The sequence below is a fragment of the Trichloromonas sp. genome (assembly GCF_034006665.1).
Taxonomy (GTDB): Bacteria; Desulfobacterota; Desulfuromonadia; order Desulfuromonadales; family Trichloromonadaceae; genus Trichloromonas.
The window spans coordinates 18,197-31,555 of the sequence record NZ_JAVESI010000023.1; the positions used below are offsets into that span (position 1 = coordinate 18,197).

11 protein-coding genes are annotated in these 13,359 nt (G+C 58.5%); 4 read left to right on the top strand and 7 right to left on the bottom strand.

Annotated features, from left to right (window positions below; all coding sequences use genetic code 11):
* Positions 1 to 7: 7 nt before the first annotated feature.
* From RBR25_RS10090 to RBR25_RS10120, 7 genes are all read right to left on the bottom strand, one after another.
* Positions 8 to 475 carry a Crp/Fnr family transcriptional regulator gene (locus tag RBR25_RS10090; RefSeq protein WP_432819421.1) on the bottom strand — a complete coding sequence of 156 codons (468 nt, stop codon included), beginning with the start codon at positions 473 to 475 and terminating at the stop codon, positions 8 to 10.
* Complete coding sequence (locus tag RBR25_RS10095; RefSeq protein WP_432819422.1) at positions 472 to 1,080, bottom strand: MlaC/ttg2D family ABC transporter substrate-binding protein; 609 nt, start codon at positions 1,078 to 1,080, stop codon at positions 472 to 474. Before RBR25_RS10095 ends, RBR25_RS10090 begins: the two co-directional genes overlap by 4 nt.
* 44 nt (positions 1,081 to 1,124) lie before the next feature.
* Entirely contained in the window at positions 1,125 to 1,835 is a 711-nt protein-coding gene (locus tag RBR25_RS10100) for an MlaA family lipoprotein (RefSeq protein WP_432819423.1), read from the bottom strand.
* Between the two features lie 8 nt (positions 1,836 to 1,843).
* Complete coding sequence (gene mlaD, locus RBR25_RS10105) at positions 1,844 to 2,290, bottom strand: outer membrane lipid asymmetry maintenance protein MlaD (protein WP_432819424.1); 447 nt, start codon at positions 2,288 to 2,290, stop codon at positions 1,844 to 1,846.
* Positions 2,277 to 3,077 (bottom strand): ABC transporter ATP-binding protein, encoded by an 801-nt coding sequence (locus RBR25_RS10110; protein ID WP_432819425.1) that lies wholly within the window; start codon positions 3,075 to 3,077, stop codon positions 2,277 to 2,279. The genes mlaD and RBR25_RS10110 overlap by 14 nt, the downstream gene beginning before the upstream one ends.
* 58 nt (positions 3,078 to 3,135) lie before the next feature.
* On the bottom strand, positions 3,136 to 3,861 hold the full coding sequence (locus RBR25_RS10115) for an MlaE family ABC transporter permease (RefSeq protein WP_432819461.1): 726 nt from the start codon (positions 3,859 to 3,861) through the stop codon (positions 3,136 to 3,138).
* 223 nt (positions 3,862 to 4,084) lie between these two features.
* The gene (locus RBR25_RS10120) at positions 4,085 to 5,320 is read right to left on the bottom strand and encodes a tRNA(Met) cytidine acetate ligase (protein WP_432819426.1); all 1,236 of its coding nucleotides are present in this window, start codon (positions 5,318 to 5,320) and stop codon (positions 4,085 to 4,087) included.
* Positions 5,321 to 5,603: 283 nt separating this feature from the next.
* Here RBR25_RS10120 and RBR25_RS10125 point away from each other — a divergent pair, with 283 nt between their 5' ends.
* Genes RBR25_RS10125 through RBR25_RS10140 form a run of 4 tightly spaced genes read left to right on the top strand, consistent with a single transcriptional unit; the run spans position 5,604 to position 13,335 of the window.
* Complete coding sequence (locus tag RBR25_RS10125) at positions 5,604 to 8,789, top strand: site-specific DNA-methyltransferase (protein WP_432819427.1); 3,186 nt, start codon at positions 5,604 to 5,606, stop codon at positions 8,787 to 8,789.
* Between the two features lie 3 nt (positions 8,790 to 8,792).
* On the top strand, positions 8,793 to 9,989 hold the full coding sequence (locus RBR25_RS10130; RefSeq protein ID WP_432819428.1) for an AAA family ATPase: 1,197 nt from the start codon (positions 8,793 to 8,795) through the stop codon (positions 9,987 to 9,989).
* On the top strand, positions 9,986 to 10,549 hold the full coding sequence (locus RBR25_RS10135) for a DUF4276 family protein (RefSeq protein ID WP_432819429.1): 564 nt from the start codon (positions 9,986 to 9,988) through the stop codon (positions 10,547 to 10,549). Before RBR25_RS10130 ends, RBR25_RS10135 begins: the two co-directional genes overlap by 4 nt.
* Positions 10,546 to 13,335 carry a BPTD_3080 family restriction endonuclease gene (locus tag RBR25_RS10140; protein WP_432819430.1) on the top strand — a complete coding sequence of 930 codons (2,790 nt, stop codon included), beginning with the start codon at positions 10,546 to 10,548 and terminating at the stop codon, positions 13,333 to 13,335. Before RBR25_RS10135 ends, RBR25_RS10140 begins: the two co-directional genes overlap by 4 nt.
* The last annotated feature ends 24 nt before the right edge of the window (positions 13,336 to 13,359 follow it).

The following is a 13,359-nucleotide window of genomic DNA, read 5'->3' on the forward strand; positions in this document are numbered from 1 at the left end:
AGCGAGATCAGAAGATAGCCACCAGCCGTTCGAAGGATTTACGCAGGCGAATGGACAGGGTCAGAAGGACTCCCTTGAGAAAACGGAGACCGAGTTCGGGATGCTCCACCAGCAGGCGGTCGAAATTTTCCCGGGGCATCAGCAAGAGTTGAGCATCCTCCAAGCAGACGGCGGTTACTGCTCGAGGAAGATCGTCGATGAGGCTGAATTCACCGATCACCGACCCTTCGCTGTAGACGCCGATCACCATCTGCCGCCCTTCGAATTCGGTATTCTTCTTTTCCTCGATACGGCCGGACATGACGAAAACGGCGAACTTTGATTCATCTCCTTCGTTCCAGAGCACAGTGCCGGCCGCGCCCTGACGGCACTCAAAGTAGGGGGAGAGAATTTCCGTATCGGCTTCGGAAAGGAACGTGAAGCAGCGCAGATCGTTCTTCATCTGCGCACATATCTCGGGAGCGGTATGATTCATGGCTGGCTGGAATCCCCTCCCTGCTCCAGTTGCGCCAGCTTTTCCGTCATCCGCGTGAGCAGCCCGTCAAAACCTTCTTTCTTCAGGATCTCGCCGTAGCTGTTGCGGTAATTGTTGACGAAGCTCACCGACTCGATTACCACGTCATAGACCATCCATTCGCTCCCTTGTTGCACCATGCGGTAAGAAATGGGGATCTCGGCGCTCTTGGTCACGATAACGGTATCGACGGCAGCGCGGTTCCCCTGCACCCGCTCTTTGAGGAAATCGATCTTTTCGTCGGTGTAGGACTCGATGCGGCCGATATAGTTGCGCTCCAGCAGATCGGAGAAGATCTGAACAAAACGGTCACGCTGCGCTTCACTGGCATTCTTCCAGTTGAGCGCAAGGATGCGCTGGGACATCTCGGTAAAGTCGAAGCGCGCACGGATGGTGCTGGAGAGCTTTTCCCGCCGCACTGCCTTTTCCAGAGCCGAATCCTTGAGGATCGTTATCACCGCATCGACGGTGGTCCGAGCCTGCTCCAGCGGACCCGGCATCGCCGACGCTGCCCCCGCCGCGAGCAGGAAGACGCCGAGCCACAGAAATAAACGATATTGGATCATTCCAGTCAATCGCATCATAAACTCCTTGTATTTCATAAAACTTCTTACTTTCTGACCTTGCCCGCCCGCATCTGGGTATAGGCGTCACGGACAAAGAGATAGGGATCAAGTTCGTTTTCACGGATGCCTTCGTAGGTATCCTTGTCGAGAGAAAGTTCGTTTTCGCCATCGAGTGCCCGCAGCGCCACCAGTTCCTCCACTTTCAGCGCCGGCGGCAAGGGGTCTACGAAATGGTCGCCGATGCGGCCGACGCCGTCGCGCAGACTGGTCGAACCGAGAACCGGCAGAACCAGATAGAACCCCTGGCCGATGCCGTAATGGCCAAGGGTCTGGCCGAGATCTTCTTCTTTTTTCTCCAAACCCCACTTGGTGGCCGGGTCGAACAACCCGGCCAAACCGAAGGTACTGTTGACCAGAAAGCGGCCAAGCTCGCCGGCGGTATTGGCAAACTTGAGCTGCAACAGGTTATTGGCCGCCCGCGCCGGGGTGCCGAGATTGGAAAAGAAGTTGGATGCCGAAATCCGCGCCGGCTCGGGCACTACCCGCAGGCCTTTGGCCACCGGCTTGAGCAGGTAAATGTAAAGCTTGTCGTTTACCCAGAAGATGCCCCGGTTGACCGGTTCCAGGGGGTCGGCGATTTTCTTCGCTTCCGGCTCGGCGAAAGGATCCTCTTCCAGAGAAAACTCCTCCTCGGCGGCAACCGGGAAGCTGAAGAAAAGCAGCAAAACAAGAAGCAGCAGCGCGATCCGGGTCATGCTTCCCCCTAGTCTTTCTCGAAGACGTACTTGCTGATCAGTTCTTCGAGATTGATAGCCGATTCCGTCTCAAAAATAACTCCGCCCGGCTCGACCAGCAGGTCGCTGCCGCCGGGGGAGATGCTTACGTAACGGTCGCCGATGATCCCGGCAGTGCGGATCGAGGCGATGCTGTCATCCTGCAGTTTGACGTCCTTGTTGAGCAGCATCTCCACATCGGCTTCGTAGTTTTCGCCATTGAGGCGAATGCGCGAGACCTTGCCGATCTTGACCCCGGCAATCTCCACCGACGCTCCCTCCTTGAGACCGGAGACGGAGGAGAAGCGGGCACTGACCGGATATTCGTTCCCCCGAAAAAAATCGACGTGCCCCAATTTGACGGAAAGCCATACAATGCAGAGAAATCCCGCGACCATGAACAGGCCGACGGCGACCTCGATGTTAAGCCGGTTCATATAAAGCAGACTCCTCCTTGGCGCTGGAATAGATGGGCCCCATGGTCTCTTCCACATAACGGCGGATCAGGGGCTGCTCCGACAGCTGAAAGGCCTCGGGGGACATGACCCCCTGGATTTTCCCCTCGGCGAGCAGAGCCACGTAATCGGCCAGCTTGAAGATCTTCGGCACGTCGTGGCTGACGATCACCGCCGTGTAACCGAGCTGGCGCTGGGTTTTGTGAAAAAGCCGGTAGATTTCATTGCTGCGGCTGACATCGAGGCCGGTGGTCGGTTCGTCGAAAAAGACCACCTTGGGATCGAGCATCAACGCCCGCGCCAGTCCGACCCGTTTTTTCATGCCCCCGGAAAGCTGCGCCGGAAACTTGTCGTCGGCGTCGATCAGATCCATCAGGTCGAGTTTTTCCCGAACCTTGGCGCGGATCACCGTTTCCGAGAGTTTGGTCCTCTCCCGCAACGGCAGCGCGACGTTGTCGAAGACGCTCATCGAGTCGAAGAGCGCAACGTTCTGAAAGAGCACGCCGAACTCCATGCGGATGCGGTTCAGCTCCTTTTTGCGCGCCCTGGCCAGATTACTGCCGAAGACCAGCACCTCCCCCCGCTCCGGGCGCACGAGGCCGAGCATGTGCTTGATAATGACGCTCTTGCCCTCGCCGCTGGCGCCGACAATGACCGTGGTCTTGCCGGAAGCGACGGACAGGTTGACGTCGCGCAGCACCGTCTGCCGGCCAAAACGCTTTTCCACCCCGACCAGCTCAATGGCGGCGGCCGGTTGTTCCTTGGACATAGGCCCCCTTGACAGGTTGACGAAAAAAGTTCCCAAGGCTGATGCTCCGCAAAAAGCCTTACAGCATGATGGCGCTGATCAGGTAATCCCACACCAGAATCGCCACCGATGACAGTACCACCGCGTCGGTAGTGACCCGGCTGACCCCTTCGGCGCCGAAGCCCCCAGAGCGTTCCCGGTGCAGGAAATAGCCCTTGGCCGAAGCGATCCAGACGATCAGCAACCCAAAGACCAGCGACTTGACCACCCCCATCTTGATATCTTGCCAATCAACGCTGGCATACATCCCCTGGAAATAGGTGCCGCCGTTGACGTCGAGCAAGACCACCCCGATCAGATAGCCGCCGAGGATGCCGATGACATCGAAAATTGCGGTCAGAAGCGGCACGGTCAGAATCCCGGCGACATATTTGGGGGCCAGCAGATATTTGTAGGGATCGATGGCCATGCACTCGAGAGCATCGATCTGTTCCGAGTTGCGCATGATGCCGATTTCCGCGCAGATCGCCGAACCGGCCCGGCCGACCACCATCAGCGCAGTCAGAACCGGTCCCAGCTCGCGAACCAGGCTCAGGGCCACCGCCGAACCAAGCATCCCCTCGGAGCCGAATTTGGTCAGGGTGTAATAGCCCTGCAGCGCGAGGATCATGCCAGTGAAGGCGCCGGTGAAAATGATGACGAAAAGCGACCGGACCCCGATGAAATGGGCCTGGCGGATCATCGGGAACAGGGGATAGGGCGGCTTGACCAGATTGAGCAGGCAGGCGAAGAGGAAAATCCCCATGCGCCCCCCCTGCTCCAGAAAGCCAAGACAGCTGTCCCCGATTTTTTCAAAAGGTTTTGCCAGATTCAAAACGTCGAAACTCCCCTGCGGAACAGAAGACAGGCCACAACAGCAAGGCCCTGCCGTAAGCCGGATATTATATCAGAGGCTCTTTTAAATTACCAACAGAGAACAATTTATTCACCCAGGGGACAAATACCGGCGGGGCGTTTTCGCGCCCTGGTTACGGCAGAACGTCGATGAAATAGTCCCGGAGCCGCGCCCCGCCGGGCCACCGCCGCATCAGCAAGGTGTAATTGGCCGTAGCCCGCGTTTCCAGCGACAACATCCCCGAAGCCAGGGAGAATGTGCGACTGGGCGCACCGTAGCGTTTTTTGAGCAGGGCGTCGATTCGAGAATAATTGCCGATCAGCGGCAGGGTGCGTGCCTTGCGTCCAGCAGCGAGCCAGGCCCGCCCCTTTTCCGTGGCGCCGAGCAGATGCAGATAGAGGGGGCCGGACTCCAGCCACTCCGTCATTTCTGCCGCTGTCACTTCATTCAGCACATAAGCGAGCAGGCGCTGCACGCGGGTGCGGGTCAGATGCCGGGATTTGACGGCGGCGACCAGCCCGGCATAGTCCTCACACTCGCCGGCGGCCGCATACAGACGCTCAGCGATCCCCGCCTCCATCTGGTAGAGTCCACGCAGGGAATCGGCCCCCCGCAGCAAACGGACCAGCAACAGCCGACAAAGATGGTCCTCATCGAGGACCTGCCCGGCCGCCAGCGCTCGGTCGAAAGACGCGCGGGCCGGAATCGGAATAAAATCGGCCACGGCCTCCCCCCGCCCCAGCATCAGCCGGATGCCGGTGGCGCTGGCGATGTCGTCGACGGCCCGTTCCTCGTGAAAACCGGCACCGACGCGCCGGATGGTGTGGGGAACGATGGCGGCGCCGGTCCGGCGCAGGGCCTTGAGATACTCGCTGCCGAGAATGTTGTTAGGCGCACCGAGCAGTTCGCCGTCGGCGACGCCCAACTCGGCCAGACAGCGAGCCCGGGCCGTGGGGTAGTTGATCCCCCGGCGCAGCAGGTTAGCGGTACGCTCGGCGATCCTTCCCTCCTCGCTGATCAGGAGTTCGGCGCAACGTTGAAGCGCCGCCAGATCCCCCGCTTCGCTGCCGAAACAAAGGGCATCCACCCCCAGGGCTTCCAGCGCCCGCACCGCCCCCAGGGCGAACTGGGGCGCGCTGTTGCAGGCCCAGGGAAAGGGCAACTCCACCACCACATCGACCCCGGCGCGCAGGGCCATGTCCGCCCGCACCCATTTGTCCACCAGCGCCGGTTCACCCCGCTGCAAAAAATGCCCGCTCATCACCGCCACCGCCACCTCGGCCTCGGCAACCCGCAGGCTTTCGCGCAAGTGGTGCAGATGGCCGTTGTGGAAAGGATTATATTCGGTGATCAGACCGACGGATTTCATAAGAGCCAGGATAAAGGTTCAAGGAGAAAGGAAAAGGATGAGCTAAAGGCCCTTATCCTCGATCCTTTATCCTTCTTGCTTTTTCAAAGATTCGAACTTTAACACAGTGTAAAAAACGGGGAAAGGCCGATTACAAACATTGAGGAAGCTCTCAATGCCCAGCTACCGAAAGCTACCGTAAATAGCCAGATTTCTTGACTCTCTCGGGGAAATATGCGAGGAGTAGAAATGGTTTTTGCCTGTATTGCATTCCCAGCGTCACTGTCTGTGAGGAGGTCGCCCCATGAACCAGAGCCAGCGGGATGTTTTAATTTCAAAACTGCTCGGCCACGTTCCCGCCGACGGCGGCAGCATCGGCAACCAGGCTCTGGAAAAAGCCTTTTTAGAGACCGCCAAGGCCGCCGGGCTGGCTCTCTTCGCTGGTGAATTTGAACGCATTCGGGACGAACTGATTGCAAAAGGCATTCTGCTGCGAGGCAAGGGGCGCGGCGGGTCGGTGCGCCTGGCTGAACCTACCGAAGAATTTTCCTTGCGGATACAAGAGGCACCTTCCGAGCCCGAAATGTCTAGACCCACCGCCACACCAGTCTCCGTCAAACCCGCAAAAACGTCGCGAAAAACCACCGAAGAGACCCAGGTTATCGCCTACCGTCACCTCGACAGCCGCAAAAACAATCCCGAAGTCGGCATGGTCAACGAAGCCACCGACCCATCACAGGCACCGACTGTCTGGCGCTACGATCCCCATCTTGACCCGGAGTTGCAATTCGATGTCGGCCGCGCCGCCATCGAAAAGCTCATCGACGACGCCCTTGCCTCGGGCGACCGGGAGGAGATGCGCGCGGCTCTGGAGGAGTTGAAACGCCTGCAGTCCCCCTACCTCGCCTGGACCGGCAAGGCCGAACGCACCAGCTTTGCGGTCGATACCGTCTCGCTCCATGTTCACGAGCGCATCGACCCGATGAGCATCCTCTCCGCCGTGCGCAAACAGCTCAAGGAAGGGCGCGCCGGCAAGGTCAAGCCGATGGTCCAGGCCGGGCTGTTCGAGGCCCCTTTTGAGAGCCTGCCCCTGCGCGACGCCATCGACTTCTACCGGCATGAGCGCGGCTGGGCCAACCGGCTGGTGGCCGGCGATTCGCTGCTGGTGATGAACTCGCTGCTGCAGAAGGAGAGCATGGCCGGGCAGGTGCAGATGATCTATATCGACCCCCCCTACGGCATCAAGTACGGCTCCAACTTCCAGCCCTTCGTCGGCAAGCGCGACGTCAAGGACCGCAAGGACGAGGACCTGACCCAGGAACCGGAGATGATCAAGGCCTTCCGCGACACCTGGGAGCTGGGGATTCACTCGTACCTGACCTACCTGCGGGATCGGCTGCTGTTGGCGAAGGAGTTGCTGAGCGATTCGGGGAGTGTGTTTGTGCAGATCGGGGACGAAAACCTGCACCATGCTAGGGAACTGGTTGATGAGATATTTGGTTCAGATAACTTTGTATCTTTAATTACTTTTCGCAAAAAGGGTATGACATTGGGTGCTAAGCACCTAGAGGGAACTGTCGATTATTTGATTTGGTATGCCAAATCGAAGACTTCGATTAAATATAGAAATGTATTTTTTGAGAAAAGTGTTGAGGGGGATTCTCACTGGGATCGAATAATCGAGCCAACTGGGAGGAGAAGAAAACTTTCTGCCCAAGAAATTTCGAATCATAAATTGATTCCTTCTGGGTCAAGACTATATCAACTGCATCAACTTTACCCTGCCGGCATTAATCAGAGCGGATTATTTGATTTTTTATTCCAAGCGAAAAAATATTATCCACCTGCAGGGCGAAGCTGGAAGACCAATCAAGATGGTATGCGACGTGTGGCTCTGGCTGGAAGGGTTGAACCGTATGCAGGGGGTGAAACACTTCGTTACGTCCTACCATTAGATGACTATTCAGTGTCGCCGCTCAATAACCTTTGGGGCGACCTTGGGTCCGCAACGGATGTTTCATATGTAGTCGAAACTAATATAAAAGTTGTCGAACGCTGTCTCCTCATGACCACCGACCCCGGCGACCTGGTGCTCGACCCGACCTGCGGTTCGGGCACCACCGCCTTTGTCGCCGAGAAATGGGGCCGGCGCTGGATCACCTGCGACACCTCGCGGGTGGCGGTGACCCTGGCCAAGCAGCGGCTGATGACCGCGAGCTTCGACTATTTCGAGCTGAAGTACCCCCACGAAGGGCTCAAGGGGGGCTTCATCTACAAGACCGTCCCCCACGTCACCCTCAAATCGATCGCCAACAACCCGGAGATCGACGAGATCTACGAGCGGATGCACCCGGCCATCGAGCCGGCGCTGGCGGAACTGAACAAGGCCCTCACCCCAACCCCTCTCCCAAAGGGCGAGGGGCTTAAAGAATGGACCGTCCCCTTCGATTTTCCCACCGACTGGGCCGAAACCGCCCGCAAACCCTTCGACGCCTTCCACCGCGCCCGGCAGGCGATGCAGACGCAGATGGACCGCTCCATCGCCGCTCACGCCGACCAGGAAATCCTCTACGACCAACCGCAACCCGATAAAAACAAACTGCGCATCACCGGGCCGTTCACCGTGGAGGCGGTCCCCTTCCCGACCGTCCTCTCCCTTGATGAGGCCAAGCCGGCCGAAGAGGCCGACGTCGCCATCGCCCGTTCGGGGGAGTCGTCCCGTCAACACCAATGGCGCGACGAACTGCTGAAAACCGGCATCCGCGGCAAGGGGGGGCAGATGCTCCGCTTCGCCGAGCTGGAAACCCTCCCCGGCACCCGCTACCTGCACGCCAGTGGTCATTTGGATAGCGGCGAACGGGTCGTTGTCTCCTTCGGCCCGGAACATGCGGCACTGGAGCAGCGCCAGATAGAGCTGGCCCTGCGCGAGGCGGGGGAACTCTTCCCGCTGCCGAAGATGATCGTCTTCTGCGCCTTCGCCTTCGACCCCGAAGCGGCCAAGGATATCGACCTGCTCAAGGGGATAACCGCGCTGAAGGCGCAGATGAACACCGACCTGTTGACCGAGGATCTCAAGAAAGCCCGCTCCAGCAACCAGAGCTTCTGGCTGATGGGGCAGCCCGACGTCGAGGTGCGCAAACGCAAGGACGGCAGGTACGAGGTCGAGGTCAACGGCTTCGACTACTTCGACACCAGCAAAGGGGAGCTGGTCTCCGGCGGCAAGAAAAAGATCGCTCTGTGGCTGCTCGACACCGACTACGACGAACGCTCCCTCTTTCCCCGCCAGGCCTTCTTCCCCTTGGCCGGGGGCAAGGAGGGGTGGTACAGGCTGAAAAAGGACATCCGCGCCGAGTTGAACGAGGAGCTGCTGGAACAGTTCCACGGCACCGTCTCCCTGCCGTTCGAGGCGGGGGACAACCGCAAGGTGGCGGTAAAGATCGTCGATGACCGGGGGATCGAGAGTTTGAAGATTATTACGTTGGAGGACTAGGCGATGCGTATTGAATCCATACGGTTGAAGAATTTTCGGGCTTTCAGGGATGTTACCCTAAAGGACATACCCCCTTTCTGCGTCCTCGTTGGAGCCAACGGCACGGGGAAAAGCACGCTCTTCTCGGTATTCGGGTTTCTGCGCGATGCTATGACGACCAACATTACTGCTGCCCTTGGACGTTTGGGGGGGAGTCGGGGTTTTCAAGAAGTTCGCACCCGTGGCTGCGACGGCCCAATAGAAATTGAATTAAAAATTCGCGCTGATCTCGGGCGCAAAGCTTCAAACCTCATCACTTACAGTCTTTCCATTGGCGAGCGTGAAGGTCGGCCCGTGGTCGCCCGCGAAATTCTCAAATATCGGCGAGGCAGCGGTGGTCAACCTTGGCATTTTCTCGATTTCAGCATGGGACAGGGTGAAGCGGTCACCAATGAGTTGGAAAAAGTCGAAGATGTCAAAGACCTGGTGCGTGAGGCCCAGACACTGAAAAGCCCGGATATCCTGGCGATTAAAGGCCTGGCACAATTCGAACGTTTTCCTGCCGTGGTGGCCCTGGGCAACCTGATCGAAAACTGGCATTTGTCCGATTTTCATATCAGTAAGGCCCGGCCAGAACAGGAGGCGGGTTATGCCGAGCATCTGTCCCGCGAAGGGGAGAACCTATCTCTTGTGATCGAATACCTCTTCAAACATCATCCGCAGGTGTTCGAAATGATCAGAGAGAAGCTCAAGGCTCGGGTGCCGGGAATCACCAATGTTGAAGCGAAAACCACGGAAGAAGGGCGCGTCTTGTTGAAGTTTCAGGACGGAGCCTTTGAAGACCCCATTTTGGCCAGGTATGTTTCGGATGGCACGATCAAGATGCTGGCTTACCTGACTCTGCTGTATGACCCCTCCCCACATCCGCTGCTGTGCGTGGAAGAACCGGAAAACCAACTTTATCCCTCCTTGCTCTGGGATCTTGCCGAAGAGTTCAGAACCTATGCCGTGCGCGGTGGGCAGGTGTTTGTTTCGACCCATTCACCTGATTTTTTGAATGCGGTTGAACTGGACGAAGTCTTCTGGCTGGAAAAGAAAAATGGTTTCACCCATGTGCATCGGGCCAGGGATGATCAACAATTGGCGGCCTTCATGGCGGATGGCGATCAGATGGGCTATCTCTGGAAGGAAGGTTTGTTCAGGGGGGCGAATCCAAAGTGAGCACATTGGTTTTTCTGCTGGAGGAGCCATCGGCCCAGGATGCGCTGGAAGGCCTGCTGCCACGGATTCTGCCCGCCGACATTGCCATTGAATATCTGGTTTTCGAGGGGAAACAGGATCTTGAAAAGCGCATGGGGCGACGGCTGCGAGGGTGGCTCAAGCCCGACACAATCTTTGTCGTTCTACGCGACCAGGATAGCGGTGACTGCCGGGTGATTAAACGGAATCTTGCTGCAAGGTGTCACGAGGCCGGGCGACCTGATGCATTGGTTCGCATCGCCTGCCGCGAGTTGGAGTCGTGGTTCATTGGGGATTGGGAAGCGGTCGGCGATGCCTTTAGAATTGCCAAGCTGAAAACTCTTGCCGGCAAGGCAAACTATCGGCAACCGGACAATCTCGGCAGCCCGGTGGCTGAGCTGCGAAAGTATCTGCCGATGTATCAGAAACGCGAGGGCGCTCGGCGTATCGGCCATCATCTCGACGTGCAACGCAATACCTCACGTAGCTTCCAGGTCTTTGTGGAGGGAATTCAAAAACTGACTGCGGGTACCAACCCATGACCGCCCCTGCCTCCCTCATCATCAACACGCCTTATGAAGTACCCACTCAGCACTGGCAGCAGGCCGCCGACGGCACCTTGGCTCTGGCCAATTCCCGCCGACCTGCGGGCTACGACATCATCGACATGCGCTACAACACCCGGCGCACCGAGCCACTGGAGCTGGTCAACCGCATTCGCGAGCGGGTCGATGCCTGGCGGGCGGCCGATTATCCCGGCATCACCAGCGTTACCCGGCGATTGCTCGAACACTGGAACGATCGCAGCGCCCGGCAGTACCCCTTCTACTTCTGCCAGCTCGAAGCGATCGAAACCCTGATCTGGTGGGTCGAGGCCGCACCGGAGTACAAGCAGGGGATTTATATCCCCGGCGATGGCGGCGCATGGGAGCGGCTGTGCAGCAAGATGGCGACCGGCAGCGGCAAAACCACGGTGATGGCGATGATCATTACCTGGCAGACTCTCAACGCCCTCACCTATCCCAAGCGCAACAAGGAGTTTTCCCGCGCCATCTTCATCGTCGCCCCGGGAATTACCGTCAAGGAGAGGCTTCGAGTCCTCTATCCCGGCGAGCCGGATAATTTCTACGACCAGTTCGGACTCTGTCCTTCCGAAGCTCTGCGCCAGAAGCTGAACCAGGTGGAGCTGCTGGTTGAGAACTGGCATACCCTGATGCCCCTCAAGCAGACCGATCGTTCGGTGGTGAAAAAGGGGCCGGAGAGCGACGAGGCTTTCACCCGCCGGGTGCTGGGCAAGCTGGCGGGATACAAGGATCTGGTGGTGATCAACGACGAGGCCCATCATGCTTATCGGGTGCCGGCCGAGGCGAAGATCAGCAAGAAACAGGCGGCCGAGCAGGGACTCGATCTCGACGAGGCGACCCGCTGGATCGAAGGGCTTGACCGGCTGCATAAAACCCGGCGGATTCAGCGCTGTTTCGATCTCTCCGCGACCCCCTTTGCCCCGACCGGCAAGGCGAGCAGCGAGGCCGGACTGTTCAGCTGGATCATTTCAGACTTTGGCCTGAACGACGCCATCGAAGCCGGGCTGGTCAAGACCCCCCGAGTGGTTATTCGCGACGATGCCCTGCCCAACACCCAAGACTATCGTTCCAAGCTCTATCACATCTACCGCGAAGCCGAGGTGGCGGACGATCTCAACCGCAAGGCCGAGCCGCACGAACCTCTTCCCAAACTGGTGCAGGATGCCTACACTCTGCTTGGCGCCGACTGGCGGGCGACCCTAAAGGATTGGAACGACGCCGGGCACACATCACCGCCGGTGATGCTGACGGTCTGCAATCGGACCGAGACGGCGGCACGCATCGAACACTATGTGCGCCAGGGCGATATTCACTGGCCGGAACTGCATGCACTGAACCGGACTCTGCGGGTCGATTCGAAAGTGCTGGAAAAGGCGGAAGTCGGAGAAACGGCCACCAGCGACAAGGACTACGAAGAACGGCTGCAGGAGATCGTCACCGCGGCGAACATCCCTGAAACCCGCAAGGAACGGCTGCTCGGGCTGAAAAAGGAAGAGCTGCTGCGGGAGATCGTCGACAATGTCGGCAAACGTGGGACGGCCGGGCAAGACTTGCAGAAGGTGATTTCAGTCGCAATGCTCTCGGAAGGCTGGGACGCCAAGAACGTCACTCACATCATGGGTCTACGCGCTTTCACCAGTCAGCTGCTCTGCGAGCAGGTGATCGGTCGGGGTTTGCGACGGGTCAATTACGATACCGATGAAAACGGCCGGTTTCTGCCCGAATACGTCAATATTTTCGGCGTCCCGCTGTCGATCTTTCAGGATGTCGGCACCGGCGGCGAAGCCCCACCGCCGCCGAAGCCGAGCACGCAGATCGAAGCCCTGCCGGAACGTGCCGGGCTGGAAATCCGCTGGCCGAATGTGCTGCGCATCGACACGGTCGTTCGTCCCTTGTTGGTGGTGGACTGGGACAAGGTCGGCGTGCTGACCCTCGACCCGGCGCAGACGCCAATCTCCGCCGATCTGGCGCCAGCTCTTGGCGGCGCGGCCGACCTAAGCAAGGTTACGAAAATCGATCTGGAACAGCTGCCGGAAGGTTTCCGTCTGCAGCGCCTGATTTTTCAGGCGGCGCGCAAGGCGTTCAGTGCGCTACGGGGGACCTACAGTGGAGGCGAGGAGTACCTGGTCTACCAGCTGATTCGGTTGGTGGAGGAGTTTCTGTCTGGCAATTGTTTGAGCATCCCGTCCCTGTTCCATCAGGAGCCGTTGCGCAAACGGATTCTTTACGCCCTGAACATCGACCTGATCGTGCAACACCTGCTGCGCCATGTCTCCGAACAGAACCAGAAGCGGCTGGAGCCGGTCTTTGACGAAGAAGCCCCCATCGGTTCGACGGCGGGGATGCGGACCTGGTACACCACCAAGCCTTGTCAGCCGACCCGCAAGTCGCAGATCAGCCACATGGTCGCCGATAGCAGCTGGGAGCAGTACACGGCCAACCTTCTGGAATCGAGCGACAAGGTGCTGGCCTACGCCAAGAACGACCACCTCGGCTTTCAACTGCACTACCTTTGGAATGGCTCACGCCGGCGGTTTATTCCTGATTTTCTGATCCGTTTAGCCGGTGGCAAAATCCTGGTGCTGGAGATCAAGGGGGAAGATTCGGAACAGAACCGGGCCAAGCGCGCGGCACTAGATACTTGGATCAAGGCGATCAACAGCAAGGGGGGATTTGGTGCCTGGTGCTGGGATGTGGCCTTTGAGCCGCATCAGATTCAGGATATTCTCACGCGGCATCAATAACAACCGCAGCAGTAAAAATGAATT